11 protein-coding genes and 1 rRNA gene (1 of these 12 only partly in view) are annotated in these 15,149 nt (G+C 47.5%); 10 read left to right on the top strand and 2 right to left on the bottom strand.

The genetic code is table 11. The features are described from left to right. Positions 1-78: 78 nt before the first annotated feature. A complete protein-coding gene (gene spoT, locus D0Y50_RS18635) occupies positions 79-2,187 on the top strand; it encodes a bifunctional GTP diphosphokinase/guanosine-3',5'-bis pyrophosphate 3'-pyrophosphohydrolase (RefSeq protein WP_108568707.1) in 2,109 nt (702 codons plus the stop codon). Between the two features lie 26 nt (positions 2,188-2,213). Next, a complete protein-coding gene (locus D0Y50_RS18630; protein WP_108568708.1) occupies positions 2,214-2,600 on the top strand; it encodes a RidA family protein in 387 nt (128 codons plus the stop codon). A 111-nt stretch (positions 2,601-2,711) separates the two neighbouring features. Here D0Y50_RS18630 and D0Y50_RS18625 read toward each other — a convergent pair whose 3' ends face one another. Continuing rightward, positions 2,712-5,399, bottom strand: a complete 2,688-nt coding sequence (locus D0Y50_RS18625; protein WP_117318399.1) for a glycoside hydrolase family 3 C-terminal domain-containing protein — start codon at positions 5,397-5,399, stop codon at positions 2,712-2,714. Positions 5,400-5,618: 219 nt separating this feature from the next. On the opposite strand from D0Y50_RS18625, the gene recG reads away from it, so the two are divergent. From recG to D0Y50_RS18595, 6 genes are all read left to right on the top strand, one after another. Further along, a complete protein-coding gene (gene recG / locus D0Y50_RS18620) occupies positions 5,619-7,691 on the top strand; it encodes an ATP-dependent DNA helicase RecG (protein ID WP_108568710.1) in 2,073 nt (690 codons plus the stop codon). Beyond that, positions 7,684-8,430, top strand: coding sequence for a class I SAM-dependent methyltransferase (locus D0Y50_RS18615; RefSeq protein ID WP_117318852.1), 747 nt, complete (start codon positions 7,684-7,686; stop codon positions 8,428-8,430). Before recG ends, D0Y50_RS18615 begins: the two co-directional genes overlap by 8 nt. A 13-nt stretch (positions 8,431-8,443) precedes the next feature. Next, a complete protein-coding gene (locus D0Y50_RS18610) occupies positions 8,444-8,917 on the top strand; it encodes a peroxiredoxin (protein WP_108568711.1) in 474 nt (157 codons plus the stop codon). 260 nt (positions 8,918-9,177) lie between these two features. Beyond that, positions 9,178-9,864: a response regulator transcription factor gene (locus tag D0Y50_RS18605; RefSeq protein WP_108568712.1), complete on the top strand. Its 687-nt coding sequence runs from the start codon at positions 9,178-9,180 to the stop codon at positions 9,862-9,864. Positions 9,865-9,944: 80 nt separating this feature from the next. Further along, positions 9,945-11,123: a BaiN/RdsA family NAD(P)/FAD-dependent oxidoreductase gene (locus D0Y50_RS18600; protein ID WP_108568713.1), complete on the top strand. Its 1,179-nt coding sequence runs from the start codon at positions 9,945-9,947 to the stop codon at positions 11,121-11,123. A gap of 488 nt (positions 11,124-11,611) precedes the next feature. Further along, a complete protein-coding gene (locus D0Y50_RS18595; protein WP_108568714.1) occupies positions 11,612-12,640 on the top strand; it encodes an Abi family protein in 1,029 nt (342 codons plus the stop codon). Between the two features lie 227 nt (positions 12,641-12,867). Here the strand turns inward: D0Y50_RS18595 and D0Y50_RS18590 are convergent, their stop codons facing one another. Next, positions 12,868-13,755 (bottom strand): ArgP/LysG family DNA-binding transcriptional regulator, encoded by an 888-nt coding sequence (locus D0Y50_RS18590; RefSeq protein ID WP_108568715.1) that lies wholly within the window; start codon positions 13,753-13,755, stop codon positions 12,868-12,870. Between the two features lie 108 nt (positions 13,756-13,863). Between D0Y50_RS18590 and D0Y50_RS18585 the strand changes: the two genes are divergently transcribed. Further along, positions 13,864-14,463, top strand: a complete 600-nt coding sequence (locus tag D0Y50_RS18585; protein WP_232366308.1) for a LysE/ArgO family amino acid transporter — start codon at positions 13,864-13,866, stop codon at positions 14,461-14,463. A 629-nt stretch (positions 14,464-15,092) separates the two neighbouring features. Further along, positions 15,093-15,149, top strand: a 16S ribosomal RNA gene (locus tag D0Y50_RS18580) (it continues 1,478 nt past the right edge of the window).

Below are 15,149 nucleotides of genomic sequence, written 5' to 3'. Positions count from 1 at the left end.
GTTTTGCCATTGGCAACAAGGCCAATTCCCCGTATTCTGTAAACTCATCTTTTTACTACTGGAAACCAGCATAAAACCGTGTATTTGTTCGAGGGTTTAAAACAGAAAATTTCTGACTATTTGTCGCCGGATCGGGTACAGCTGGTACAAGATGCCTTTGTGCTTGCCCATGAGGCCCATGATGGTCAGATGCGCTCAAGCGGCGATCCCTATATTACCCACCCGGTCGCGGTGGCGGGGATCTTGGCTGACATGCACTTGGATCACGAAACCTTGATGGCAGCGTTGCTGCACGATGTTATTGAAGATACGCACTTTAGCCAGGAAGATCTGGCGGGCGCCTTCGGTAATACTGTGGCGGAGTTGGTAGAAGGCGTGAGCAAACTGGATAAGCTGGCATTTAGTAATAAGCAGGAAGCTCAGGCTGAAAACTTCCGTAAAATGATGATGGCAATGGTGCAGGATATCAGAGTTATTCTGATTAAGCTGGCCGACCGTACCCACAACATGCGCACGTTGGGCGCCCTTCGCCCGGATAAGCGCCGCCGGATTGCGCGCGAAACCCTAGAAATTTATGCGCCTATTGCCCATCGGCTAGGTATTCACGATGTCAAAAACGAGCTGGAAGATTTAGGTTTTCTGGCAATGTATCCTATGCGACATCGGGCATTAAAGTCGGCAGTGAAACAGGCCCGGGGCAATCGTAAAGAAATTATCGAAAACATTCGGCAGGAACTGGACACCCGTTTAGACGAGTATGGTATTGCGGCCACTGTAATTGGCCGGGAAAAACACCTGTACTCTATTTACCGCAAAATGCGCAATAAAGAGCTGATGTTCAATGAAGTTATGGACATTTATGCATTTCGGATTGTGGTAAAAACAGTCGATAACTGCTACCGCTCACTGGGCGCCATGCATAGCTTGTACAAGCCCATCGAAACCCGTTTTAAAGATTATATCGCCATCCCGCGTACTAACGGCTATCAGTCTTTGCATACGTCGCTAATTGGCCCACACGGGATTCCGGTAGAAGTGCAAATCAGAACCCATGCTATGGATCAAATGGCCGATAAAGGGGTGGCCGCGCACTGGTTGTATAAAGCCCCTGGCGATAGTGATACCACCGCACAGCTGCGCGCCCGTAAGTGGATGCAAACCCTGCTGGAACTGCAACAAAGCGCCAGCTCTTCGTTTGAATTTATCGAATCGGTAAAAACCGATTTGTTTCCAGACGAAATTTACGTGTTTACCCCGGATGGTCGTATTATTGAGCTGCCTATGGGCGCCACCGCGGTAGATTTTGCCTATGCGGTGCATTCAGATATTGGTAACACCTGTGTAGGTGTGAGAGTAGAAAGGCGTAACTACAGTTTAAGTAAGCCTTTAGAAAACGGCCAAACGGTGGAAATAATAACCTCGCCCAAAGCTAAGCCCAATGCCAATTGGCTAAACTTTGTGGTTAGCGCCCGCGCCCGTACACGAATTCGCCAGTATCTGCGTAAACAGCACTCGCAAGAAGCGGTGAATATGGGCAACCGGTTGTTGCGCCATGCGCTGGGTAATGCCAAGCTCGACGATATTGCAAAAAGCGATATCGAGCGCGTGGTCGCGGAAACCAAACACAAAAGCTTTGACGATTTGCTGGTAGATATTGGCCTGGGTAATGAACTAAGCGCTATTGTAGCGCGCCGCTTACTGGGCGAAAGCGAGGAGTTGCCCGAGCGCAAAGGAAATGTTGCCATTCGCGGCACAGAAGGCTTATTGGTTCATTACGCGCGGTGTTGTCATCCGATTCCTGATGACGAAATTGTAGCGGTACTGAGCCCCGGCCGGGGGATGACTATCCACCAAACTGGTTGTAACAATATTCGTAAGCTAACCAAAGAAGAACCTCAACGCGTACTGCCAATGCAGTGGGACGATAAACCTCAGGGTGAGTTTAAAGCCTCGTTGCGCATTGAGCTGTATAACCATCAAGGAACACTGGCGACATTAACGAATATGATATCAGGTTGCGACTCCAACATTGTTGGATTGCAGACCGAGGAAAAAGAAAGCAATATCTATTTTATTGATATTGAACTGACTACCCATAATCGTATTCACTTAGCAAGAATAATGCGTAAAATTCGTACTATGCCTGAAGTTCAAAAAGTCTCAAGACACAGTCAGTCAAGGCATTAATTTCTCAATTTATACAGGATTCTCTCATGTCAAAAGCAATTATTCAGACCGATAAGGCGCCTCAGGCAATTGGCACCTATAGCCAGGCGGTAAAAGCCGGTACTACAGTCTATTTGTCAGGTCAGATTCCCCTGGTACCAGAGACCATGGAAATGGTGTCTGATGACTTTGAAGCACAAGCCCGTCAGGTGTTTGAAAATGTCAAAGCGGTATGTGAAGCTGCTGGGGGGACTATCAACGACCTGGCAAAAGTAAATATCTACCTTATAGATTTATCTTACTTTTCGATGGTTAATGACATCATGAGCAGTTACTTTAATAAACCGTATCCGGCCCGCGCGGCGATTGGCGTGAAGGCATTACCGAAGGACGCGCAAATTGAAATTGATGGCATTATGGAACTGCCCGAATGAGCTAACGTTATTGCGCACTAATTCGTATATTACAAAGGCCAGCATTATGCTGGCCTTTGTGGTTTTCAGTCCGCTGGTTATTCGCGGCACGGTAGGGCGCGAAACGCCTGGTTAGCGACGAATAGTGATATTGGCCTTTTGTACCTTATCGGCATTGGCGTACTGAGGCTGCCCGTCGCCCACTGATACTTCCAGGGTGCCGGTATACGGTTGTTTAGCCCCGTTATCATCAATATACACTAAGGTATCGGCGGCTATTGTCATGTTAAGGGTGGTGCTGCTACCGGCTTTTACCTCATCATGACTAAACCCTTTGAGCTCAGTTTGCGGAACGCGAACCGGTGCATCAGGCATATGCAAATAAACTTGTGTTACCTGTCCTGCGGTGTGCTCACTGTTGTTATTCAGGGTCACAGAGAAAGACAAATCCTCGCCCACGTTCAGAGTTTTCGGTAACTGTAAGTCTGTGTAGGTAACATTGCTATAGTCCAGACCATAGCCAAACGGATAAAGTACCTCACCGGTAAAGTAGCGATAGGTGCGGTTTTGCATGGCGTAATCATCAAAATCGGCAAAACCATCTAAGTTACGGTAAAAGGTAACAGGAAGTCGGCCGGACGGATTAATGTCGCCGTACAGTAGCTTGGTTAACGCCGTACCGGTTGCCTCACCAGGGTAAAATGCCTGCACAATGGCATCCACATTATCGTTCGACCAGTTTAGCGCCATTGCACTACCGGAAAAGTTTACCAATACCATTGGCTTACCAGCTTTCTTCAACGCTTTCAGCAAAGCCTTTTGTTCATCCGGCAAATCGATGTCGGTTCTGTCGCCATAGTTAAAACCGTCAAGCTTAACAGGCATTTCCTCGCCTTCGATCCGCGGGGTGATACCGGCCATGACCACGACAACATCGGCCTCTTTGGCGTTGGCTAGCGCGCGGGCCTGCAAATCTTCACTGGTATTTACCCAACGCACGGTAAATTGCTGCCGCATAATGGCGGAGGTATTACTGATTTTGTCATCAGCAAAATGCATGGTGATTTTAATCGGATAGGCCTGGCCTGCTTTGAGGGTGACCGGTGCGGTAACCGCACTACCATCGATACTGATCTGTGCCTGACTGTCGAACTGGTATTGCCCGCTGCGCTCAGGTTTGATAACACCTTCCCAGACTACACCAAAATTACCTAAAACGGTGTCATCAACCGGCGAACGGTCGAAGTAAAAGTCCATGGCATTATCGACACGGGTAAGTACCGGGTCGCCGCTCAGCTCGGTGGGAAAAGACAATTGGGTAAAGTCGGTAATCGGGCTACTGGCTAGTTTGTAGTACTTGCCTTGCAGGCCGCTCTGCAGCTTGCCATTGTCTGCTTCATGAAATAACACCCGGCTATCAAGAATTTCTGCATGGCCGTAAATATCGTCAATAACCGCACTGCCTGCGGCGTAAGTTACCTGCTCTTTACCCAGATACTGTTGCAGGCCTTCAAGAGGCGTCACCGGGTTTATCGGCAGGCCGTTATAATTCCCCAACAGGACGTCTTCATTATTTGCATTAGGGCCAATCACCGCTACCTTCAGGTTTTTATCAAGCGGTAATACCCCGTTGTTCTTCAGCAGTACCATTGATGCAGCCGAGGCTTTTTCAGTCAGGGCCTGGTGCTCAGATGAGCCAACCACGTCCATTGATATACCGGCATATTCCACTTTGCTGGCATCATCAAACATACCCAGTTTAAAACGGGTCATAAATAAGCGTTCTACAGCCTGGTCAATCAGGCGCTCGTCTATCAGGCCTTTTTGCACAGCAAAATTCAAATTGGCAAATGTGCTTAGTCGCCCCGTACCGCAGTTAAGATCGGTGCCACTGGTAACCGCCCAGGCTGCTGCCGCAGCGGGCGCGTCGACTACGTCATGCGCTTCGGGGTCGTAAAAATCGCGAATGGCGCCACAGTCTGACATTACATGCCCGTCGAACTTGTACTGGCCGCGTAAAATATCCTTAAGCAGCATGTCGCTGCCACAGGCGGGCAGGTCATTAATCCGGTTGTAGGCACACATCACCGCTTCTACATCCGCCTCTACCACCGCTTTTTCAAAGGCCGGCAGGTAAGTTTCATACAAGTCTTTATCTGATACTACGTAGTTGTCGGAATGGCGGCTGATTTCCGGGCCATTGTGTACCGCGAAGTGTTTAGCAGTGGCAGCTGTTTTCAGGTAATCAGGGTTATCTCCCTGTAAGCCGGTAATAAAGGCAACACCTAGCTCACCGGTCAGATAGGGATCCTCACCGTAAGTTTCCTGGCCCCGGCCCCAACGGGGGTCGCGAAAAATATTGATATTAGGCGACCAAAACGTCAAGCCGGTGTACCGGTAGCTTAACCCTTCGTTCAAATAAAAGTGGTGTTTTGCCCGGCCTTCATCAGAAATCGCAGTAGCGATAGAGTGCATCAGTTCTTTATCCCACATTGCTGCCATACCAATAGCTTGTGGGAATACGGTAGCCTTACCGGCTCGCGCCACGCCGTGCAATGCTTCATTCCAGTAGTCGTAGGCAGGAATGCCAAGACGCTCAATAGCCGGCGCATCGTTGTACATCTGACCGATTTTTTCTTCCAGCGTCATTTGAGCTACCAGGTCTTTTACTCTGGTTTGAATATCTACAGACGTATCCAGATAAACACTGGAAGACGGCGAAGTAGCGTCGGCTGGGGAGGACGTTCCAGAAGAAGACACGCTATTGCTACACGCTGCACAACTAAGGCTAACCGCGATGGCCAGTAAGGTTTTTTTCATGATAGTACCGAAGGTGAAAAAAGATGTGTTTACCTTAAAGGTGCTGCAAAAAGGTACAATAGCAGTATGGTAAATCGTAAATAAAGTGTTAAAAATAGCAACGACTCAGGACATGTTACAGGTTGAAATGTGCCTGGTGGCGGACGCTACTCGCCATTGCTATGCGGGTGGTTTACACTCGCAGCAACAGCGTTACTTTATTAGGACAACAACAATACCATGCAGTCTCTGGCTCAAACTCCTATCACCACACTTAAAGGTGTTGGTGCCAAGGTGGCGCAGAAGCTGGCAAAAATAGGTCTTGCCACTATTCAGGATGTTCTGTTTCATTTGCCTTCGCGTTATGAGGACCGAACGCGTATCTACAGTATCGACAGTTGCCAGCCGTTTACCCATGTGAGTATTCAGGGTGAAGTGAAAAGCGCGGACATTCAGTATGGCAAAAAACGCATGCTGGCAGTTAAGGTTAGTGACGGTACAGGCACTATTACGTTACGGTTTTTCCATTTTGGCGCATTGCAAAGAACGATGTTAAGCCCCGGTAACCAGGTGCGTTGCTTCGGTGAGATTCGCACCGGCAAATGGGGCCTGGAAATGATGCATCCTGAGTTTTCGCTGATCGACGAAGACAGCGACTTACAAGAAGATGCCCTCACGCCGGTTTACCCTACCACCGAGGGGGTCAAACAACTGACCCTGCGAAACCTGACCGACCAGTCATTGGCGCTGCTAGACCAGGGGGCACTAACAGATTTATTACCCGAGGGAATGTATGCCCAGCAGGTGTCATTGGCCGAAGCGCTACATTTAGTTCACCGGCCGCCACCTGATGCCGGGCTGACCCTGCTGGAGGAAGGTCGTCACCCTTCCCAGCAGCGGCTGATCCTGGAAGAGTTGTTGGCGCATCATCTCAGTGTGCTAAAAGTGCGTCAGCAGTCTGATGCTCAGCCAGGTATACCCATTGCAGTCGATAACCGGTTAGTTAGCCAGTTACTCGAGGCCTTGCCGTTCAGCCCCACTGGAGCGCAGCAACGCGTCGTCAGTGAAATACAAAACGATATGCAGCGTAGCCGCCCGATGATGCGCCTGGTCCAGGGCGATGTCGGTTCTGGTAAAACCCTGGTGGCCGCCTTAGCGGCGTTGTCAGCTATTGGGGCAGGGTATCAGGTCGCGTTGATGGCGCCCACCGAACTGCTGGCTGAACAGCATGCTAATAACTTTCGTGAGTGGCTGGCCCCCTTAGGTATTGAAGTCGGTTGGCTGGCCGGCAAACTAAAAGGTAAAACCCGCACGCAGGTGCTTGAACAACTAGCTTGTGGCCATATTCAAATGTTGGTCGGCACCCATGCTATTTTCCAGGAGAATGTTACCTACCAGCAACTGGCCCTGGTTATTGTTGACGAGCAGCATCGTTTTGGGGTCCATCAGCGCTTAGCATTGCGTGAAAAGGGGGAAGTGCAAGGGCGCTTTCCGCACCAATTAATCATGACCGCCACGCCGATTCCCCGGACATTAGCCATGACAGCGTATGCCGACCTTGATACCTCCGTAATAGATGAGCTGCCGCCCGGGCGAACGCCGGTCACTACGGTGGTTATTCCCGATACCCGCCGCGAAGATATTATTAGCCGGGTACTGGATGCCTGCCAAAACCACGGGCGTCAGGCCTACTGGGTATGTACCCTGATTGACGAATCTGAAGTATTGCAGTGCCAGGCGGCAGAAGATGCCGCCATCACATTACGCACAGCGTTGCCCACGTTAAAAGTGGGGTTAGTCCACGGGCGGTTAAAGCCAGCGGAAAAGGCTGGGGTAATGGCCCAGTTTAAAGCCGGCGAACTTGATCTACTGGTGGCCACCACCGTTATTGAAGTCGGGGTCGATGTGCCAAACGCCAGTATTATGATTATTGAAAACCCTGAACGGCTGGGGCTGGCGCAACTGCATCAGCTACGCGGCCGGGTGGGCCGGGGTGCCGTAGAAAGCCAATGTGTGCTGCTTTATCAAAGCCCGTTATCAAAAACCGCCACCCAACGGCTGACGGTATTGCGAGAATCCAGCGATGGATTTTATATTGCCCAGCGCGATCTGGAAATCCGTGGACCCGGTGAACTAATGGGAACACGGCAAACTGGTATAGCCGAGCTTCGTATTGCCGATTTGGTACGCGACGCCCGTCTTATCCCGCAGGTGCAGGATATTGCAGAACGCCTGTGGCAGGAGTACCCGTCTCATGCCCAAGCCATTATTAACCGCTGGGTGGGCTATAAGGAGCAGTATGGACATGCCTGATTTTCCTTTTTATGTGGTTGAATCGTCACCGCAAGCCAGCGAGCTGGCCGCGCGCTGGGGGTTTTCACTGGTCACCAGCGCGCCCGCTGGGTTGGGGCTGGTTATGGAGGACGACTGCTTACAGTTAATGGATTTTGCCGAACCCAGACAGCAAGGGGTTATGGTAGATTTTCTATCTGGTGCCAGCGAATACCGACGCGCGCATGGCGGTGGTAAAAAAGAACCTATCGCCAAGGCAATTGGGCTAAAAGGGCTAACCGCACCGGTGGTCATTGATGCTACTCCGGGTTTGGGCCGCGATGCTTTTGTGCTGGCGGGGTTGGGGTGTCAAGTGTACCTGATAGAACGCTCTCCTATAGTTGCCGCCTTGCTAGAAGATGGTATCCGGCGGTTACACGCGCACAATCATGAGCTGGCAGCCCGCTTTACGCTGGTGCATGGAAACAGTATAGATGTACTGCAAAACTGGCCGTATACACAAGTTCACACCGTCTATTTAGACCCGATGTTTCCACATCGCAAAAAATCTGCTTTAGTTAAAAAGGAAATGAAGGTGTTTCAGGCCCTGTTAGGGGCAGACTCGGATGCCGATGAACTACTTTCACCGGCATTAGCACTGGCCCAAAAGCGAGTGGTAGTAAAACGACCCAATAGCGCGCCGTACCTGGCGAATACGCCAGCGTCTATGGCCATTACCAGTAAAAAGCATCGTTTTGATGTGTACCTTACTCACCAATAACAAGGAGAATGTCATGATTAGCATCGGTAGTTCATTACCTGAAGTATCATTTGGAAGATTAGTAGATGGAGAAATGACCAACCCTCATACTAATGCCATTTTCGGGGACAAAAAAGTCGTGGTATTTGCTGTTCCGGGCGCGTTCACCCCTACTTGCTCGGCTGCTCATTTACCCGGTTACGTTACCATCGGGGACAAAATTAAAGCTAAAGGCATCGACGATATTGTATGTATTTCGGTTAATGACGCGTTTGTGTTAGAGGCGTGGAAGCAGACGCAAAACGCTGAGCATATAACCATGCTAGCGGATGGCAATGCCACATTTACTAAAAATATCGGTTTGGACATGGACACCGGAGACTTCGGTGGGACGCGGTCTCTGCGGTATTCGATGCTGGTTGAAGACGGCGTAGTGACCAAATTAAATATTGAAGATCCGGGCCGCTTTGAAGTGAGCGACGCACAAACTATGCTCGATAGTTTATAAAAACGATCTATCTCCCCCTGCGGCAACGTATGACAGTGTGGTTAGGCAAAACTCATACGTTTGTCGCAATTGTAACAAATTTAATCTTTTAGGGCTGTACGCCTTATTGGAGTCTGTTACACTCAAGCCAGTAAAACAAAAATAGAGCGGTGAAGATAAAGCAGTACTTCACGTATTGTAAACCGTTACCCAGTGCGCATTCGAGTCATACAGGAAGAGATGACGTTCCTCTTTTCGCTGGGCCATGGAGGGTTGTTCTTATGGCAAAGAGCCAAAAGTTCAATGTATACCTAATTTCCCCATCCTGTTATAGCGACGCTAAACAGGATCCGAACGTAAACCTTTTTAAAAATTTATTACAAACCTGCGGTTATGAGGTGAATCTTCTGGGTAGTGCAGCAGCGCTTCCAGAAACGTCTAACCAGGATTTGGTGTTTTATGATGCTGCTGGTAGTTCTAACAAACTATCAGATTTTTATGGCAGCAATGGTAATGCACGTTGGATTTTATTTAATCTTCAACCTGGTGAACTGGATGAGTGTGAAGCCATTATCGCTGGGGTTGAGGGGACGTTTTATGCATCCGATTCACCAGAATTGTTGCTCAAAGGCGTGCGTCGCTTAAGTAAAATGGATGTGTGGTTTAAACGCGGTTCGATTAACGAAGCATTACGGCGCATGCGTCAGTATGCCCGTCGACCAGCGCTGCGTGCTAAACGGCCAACAATGTCTTTACAGGGTGGTAGTCATCCAAAGTTGACCAAGCGGGAAATAACCATCATTGAGCTGGTATCCAAAGGGTCACAAAACCAGGAAATTGCAGATCAATTGCATATTAGTGTGAATACCGTAAAAACGCACATTTACAGTATTTTCCGTAAAACGCAATCCCGGAACCGGATTGAACTGCTGTCTTGGTCACAAAACTTTATGAACGAGCAATTATAACGCGGGTTGTTGACAAGCTTTATTTCATTCGCTGAAAGCCGCGCGTATAATCGCCGGGCAAATTTTCAGTGGGGAATCGGGTGAACAAGCGTGATGTAATTGTTATAGGTGCAGGTGCTGCGGGATTATTCTGTGCAGCACAGGCAGCTGCACGTGGCAGAAATGTTGAAGTATTGGACCATGCTAAAAAAGTCGGACGAAAAATTTTAATGTCTGGCGGGGGACGGTGCAATTTTACCAACATGTACGCCAGCGCCGAAAATTTCCTCTCTGAAAACCCTCACTTTTGTAAGTCTGCTCTCAATCAATACACCCAGTGGGATTTTATTGCACTGGTGAACGACTATGGTATCGCCTACCATGAGAAAACCCTGGGCCAGTTATTTTGTGATGATAGTGCCTCGCAGATCGTTGATTTATTGATGAGCGAGTGCCGTAAAGCGAATGCTAGGGTCACCACGCGTTGCGAAATTCTGCAGGTAGAAAAAAACGACCAGGGTTTTTATCTTAACACCAGTTTGGGTGAGTATCAGTGTGAATCGCTGGTGGTTGCTACAGGCGGCTTGAGCATGCCTAAATTGGGCGCAACCCCCTTTGGATACAAAGTAGCGCAGCAATTTGGTATTCCGGTATTGCCCACCCGTGCCGGCCTGGTACCTTTTACCTTGCCACCTGAAATAAAAGCCCCGCTGGCCGAAATTTCCGGTATCTCACAAACTGTGCGAGCACAGTGCAACAATACCGCATTTGTTGAAGATATGCTGATTACCCACCGGGGCTTATCAGGCCCGGCCATTTTACAAATTTCCTCGTTCTGGGAAGGGCAGGCCGTAGACATCGATCTTAGCCCGCAAACAGATTTACACCAGGCCCTGGTTCAGGCAAGGGAGCAACAACCGAATCTTTCGTTAAAAAATTATCTGGCGACCTGTTTTGCGAAACGGCTGGCTGAAACGTTGGTCAATATCCTTGCATTGCCAAATGTACCGTTAAAGCAGCTTAACGAAAAACAGCTCACGGCCATCGCCGACCAGCTGCATCAGTGGCAGATTAAACCAGCGGGAACCGAAGGGTATCGAACGGCTGAAGTAACCCTTGGGGGCGTCGACACCAATGCGTTGTCTTCTAAAACAATGGAAGCCAGAAACACCCCTGGACTATATTTTATTGGTGAAGTGGTAGATGTGACAGGATGGTTGGGTGGCTACAACTTCCAGTGGGCCTGGAGTTCTGGTTGGGTAGCCGGACAACACGTCTGATGTACGAAGCAAATTAAATCGAAGACAGATGAAATTAGAGCGAAGACAACCTCTAAGCTAAATTTCATCTTAATAGGCTTAACCATTGATAGATAAGCTTTAAATTCTGCCTTCGTTTTTTACTTAACGTCCTATCGAGTTTTGCATGCTTTGAGTTCAAGCTGCCTTAAAAGCCGTATCATTATCTACACCGAACAAATACTGAGTCACTGATATTACCTACATCCGCATCCATGGAATCTGGCTTTAAACTCAGTATTCTTATCGCTGAATAGGTCTTGCTGTTTTGCTCGAATATACATGGGGTTATGTTTGAAATTTTCGTTGTGTTGTGAGTTAATACTTTTAAGAGAATAGATGAATGTGGTTGACGGGCGGCATTTGTATCACTACTATTATAAGTAACACGCCCGCCAAGCCTCTTAACAATGCTCAAATTGTGCGGGCTTTTTTATGCCTGAATTCTACGCCATGGAAGATAAGGCATAATGAATCAATTCAACAAACCCGCGGTTAGTATTACAGAACAAATCGGGATTCTTCAGCATCGCGGTCTAGCCATTCAAAATCCAGAGCGTGCGGGAAGATATTTAGAAGTAATAAGCTATTTTCGCCTCAGCGCATATATGCGACCATTCCAAAAGAATATAAGCGAACAAGTTGTAGATCATCAATTCAAAGATGGAACTGAATTTAAACAAATAGTGGACTTGTACGCTTTTGATAGAGAATTGCGGCTGCTCATTATGGACGCTATTGAGAGAGTAGAAGTTGCAATCCGAGCTACCTTGAATAACGTTATGGCTAACAAGCATCAAACTGATGATGTATGTAGTGGCTCTCACTGGTACTTGAATGAATCATTATTTAAATCCTCATACCAGCACAAACGACTGTTGAAAGAAATCGAAGACAAGCAATCAAAAGAATCCAACGATCTTCAGAGAGATGTAAAAAAGATTGAACGAACTTCCGTTTCTGCCGAAATTAAAGACCGGCGGATTGAAAGAAGAGTCCGAGAGAATTACGCCCGCTTTTACCAACATACATATGATTCTCCTAAGCTAATGCCAGGTTGGGCGATGGTGGAAGAATTAACTCTTGGGAGTATATCTCACCTATATCGAGGGCTAGCAAAAGATAATGACCGTAAAGACATCGCTAGAAGATTTAACTTACCTCAAGAGGTTCTTGAAAGTTGGTTGCATACGCTAAACTTTGTGAGGAATTGTTGCGCACATCATAGTCGACTTTGGAATCGAGAACTGTCTGTTCAGCCTAAGATTCCAAATGGTGATAATTGGCAGTTACCAGACAGACTTGAGCCCAGCCAAGTTCAGCCTAAGCGTCGTATTTATATGGTGTTACTTATGTTAGGCCACCTAATGAGACAGGTTAGTCCAGATAGTCAATGGCATAACAAAGTAAAAGCGCTAGTTACACTTCACCCCGAAGTTCCAAAATTTCCTATGGGCTTTCCAGATGATTGGCTCAACCACGAATTTTTCAGTAGTTAAGTATCGCGAGACACCAAAAACATCTCGATGAAATACGGGTTTTGCTAAGTCCATGTGGGATTCAGTAAAATAAATTCATACTAGAATTCCTTCGTTTTTATTTGATATTTCTAGAAATCGAACGGGCTTTATTCAGAGGTCTATAAGATTACTTTGTCTTCGTTACAGTTAAAAGAGTTTACTGATTACACCCACATTTAATATCCCCAGCGTACTAAATTAAGTAATTATCGGCTTAACTGGTATTTACTGACCTGCTTAACTGCCTGCGTCAAGGCGGTTAACGCCGCTGATTCAAGATCAAACCAGTGCCAAAACAAAGGTACGCTTAGCTGCTTGCCCGGAAATAAGTTTACCAGTTGTCCAGCGGCGGTTTGAGCTTTTACCTGCAGCGCAGGCAGTAGCGCCCACACGGCACCCGATACCGCCATTTGGACAAAGCCGTGTGACGAAGGATACCAATGGCAGTTATTGATTGAGGGAGCGACATTCATACACTGCTGCTGATAGTCGCTCAATAAAGCAACATCATATTCGTCATAAATTAAGCCGGGCGACCGGTTAACTGTTTCTGGGTTAATCCCTTGAGATAAATGTTGCTCAATAAAAGCGGGCGACGCATATAATTGATAATCCATAGTGCCCAAGCGCACTGATTGCCCCCCCGCTACCGCAAGACCAGTCTGACTGATACATGCCATAACCTTACCTTGCTGTAATAAACTGCGGGTTTGAGATTGATCAGCATTGTAAATATGTACTGGATTGGATTTTTCAGCTGTAAACTGCGCCATTACCTCACTAAACCAGGTCGCCAACACATCGTTGTTTACCGCCACACTGAGTGCAGACACTTCTTCTGCCAGGCCGGTATGTCCGGCTAACTGCTCTTCCAGAACACACACCTTTTGGTAATGAGCGAGCAGTTGCGCACCTAAATCGGTCGCTTTCAGCGGTTTAGCACGGACTAGAACCGGCCCGTGAACTTTATGTTCAAGGCGTTTAATTTTTTGCGATACCGCCGATTGCGTCAGGTTCAGCGCCTGGGCGCCTCTTTCAAAGCTGCCATAACGGACCACCTCGCTTAAACAGTGCAAACCTGAATAATCCAACATTAAAATAATTACTTTAAACAAAATAAGATTAATTTAATTTATTCGATTGTTCGCTCTATGATCAAGCTAATTCTGAGGTTTCAAAAAGTAAGTAAGTTAGAGAGAGCTATGTTAGCTGCAATAAGTGGATTTTTGATGGGCGGTACACTGATTATCGCAATAGGCGCGCAAAACAGCTTTTTGATAGAGCAGTCGCTAAAGAAACAGTGGACTGCTATGTTTGTTGTGTTGTTTATCGTCAGTGATGCCGCCGGTATTACGTTGGGCGCCCTGGGCTTTGGCTTACTACTACAACAGTATCCGTTGCTTATCGCGGCAACTAAGTGGGCGGGCGTGGTATTTTTACTTCTGTTTGCCGCCCAGAAAATTAAAGCTTCTATGGCCAGTGACGCTATGCTTGTTAAACTAAGTAGCCAACCGATGCCTCTTAGGCGGGCTATACTGACTGCATTAGCTGTTACCTGGCTAAATCCTCATTTTTATTTAGATACACTATTGCTCATGGGCAACCTCGCCAGCCAATGGCATGCAGACAAATGGTGGTTCGTGGCCGGAGCGATTGCTGCCTCGATAGTTTGGTTCGTCGGTTTAAGCACCTTAACGTCGTTATGTGCAAACTGGATGCGCGAACCTAAATTCTGGCGTTGGTTCAACCGTCTCAACGCCGTAGTGCTAGGCGCTATTGGTCTGCAATTGGCTACGTTATAAAACAGGACGACAGCTGGGCGGTTAACTTAGGCGGTATGGCAGCGTTATATACCACCTAATAAGAGCACTGATATTTCACCTATACTCAATGGCACTAAATAGTCCTATTGTAAGGAACACAGCGGAATAACAGTGAAACCCTTGTTTATGCGTATCGATAGGGATGATCAATGCCTGAAACTGCTATTAAACGTATTATGAAACCTACCTGTAACCCCCACAAAACAGCCTTTTTATACAAAAAATAAGCTGATCGCACACATATTGAGCGAACAGTCACTAAAATGTCATTTTTTTTAAATTAGTACTTGATCAAAATTTTAAGAAGCGTACTATGCGCTCCACTTCGACGGGACAGGCCAACGGCCAGCACTGAAGAAGGGTTATCAGCAAAGGCTTCAGAGCAAGTCTGGTAACGGTTTTTAGCTTCAAACGCTTTTAGAAAAAACTTTCAAAAAAGTGTTGACGCAGAAAACGAAACGCGTAGAATGCGCATCCCGCTTCGGGGAGAAACGAAGCAGCGAAGGGTAACACCTCGCACTGTTCTTTAACAATTTAAACAAGACAATCTGTGTGGGCACTCGTTAAGAGTGTCAACCGAAGATTCATAAAAAAGTTTTCGATATATTTAATTGAAGAGTTTGATCATGGCTCAGATTGAACGCTGGCGGCAGGCCTAACACATG

This window comes from Salinimonas sediminis, assembly GCF_003429285.1.
Lineage (GTDB): Bacteria > Pseudomonadota > Gammaproteobacteria > Enterobacterales > Alteromonadaceae > Alteromonas > Alteromonas indica.
This window is presented reverse-complemented; position numbering and strand designations above follow the sequence as displayed.

What these genes read in the sequence shown, in the direction of transcription:
- D0Y50_RS18630 (WP_108568708.1), top strand. Translation starts at nt 2,214, where the DNA reads ATGTCAAAAGCAATTATTCAGACCGATAAGGCGCCTCAGGCAATTGGC.
- D0Y50_RS18625 (WP_117318399.1), bottom strand. Translation starts at nt 5,399, where the DNA reads ATGAAAAAAACCTTACTGGCCATCGCGGTTAGCCTTAGTTGTGCAGCG.
- recG (WP_108568710.1), top strand. Translation starts at nt 5,619, where the DNA reads ATGCAGTCTCTGGCTCAAACTCCTATCACCACACTTAAAGGTGTTGGT.
- D0Y50_RS18615 (WP_117318852.1), top strand. Translation starts at nt 7,684, where the DNA reads ATGCCTGATTTTCCTTTTTATGTGGTTGAATCGTCACCGCAAGCCAGC.
- D0Y50_RS18610 (WP_108568711.1), top strand. Translation starts at nt 8,444, where the DNA reads ATGATTAGCATCGGTAGTTCATTACCTGAAGTATCATTTGGAAGATTA.
- D0Y50_RS18605 (WP_108568712.1), top strand. Translation starts at nt 9,178, where the DNA reads ATGGCAAAGAGCCAAAAGTTCAATGTATACCTAATTTCCCCATCCTGT.
- D0Y50_RS18595 (WP_108568714.1), top strand. Translation starts at nt 11,612, where the DNA reads ATGAATCAATTCAACAAACCCGCGGTTAGTATTACAGAACAAATCGGG.
- D0Y50_RS18590 (WP_108568715.1), bottom strand. Translation starts at nt 13,755, where the DNA reads ATGTTGGATTATTCAGGTTTGCACTGTTTAAGCGAGGTGGTCCGTTAT.
- D0Y50_RS18585 (WP_232366308.1), top strand. Translation starts at nt 13,864, where the DNA reads ATGTTAGCTGCAATAAGTGGATTTTTGATGGGCGGTACACTGATTATC.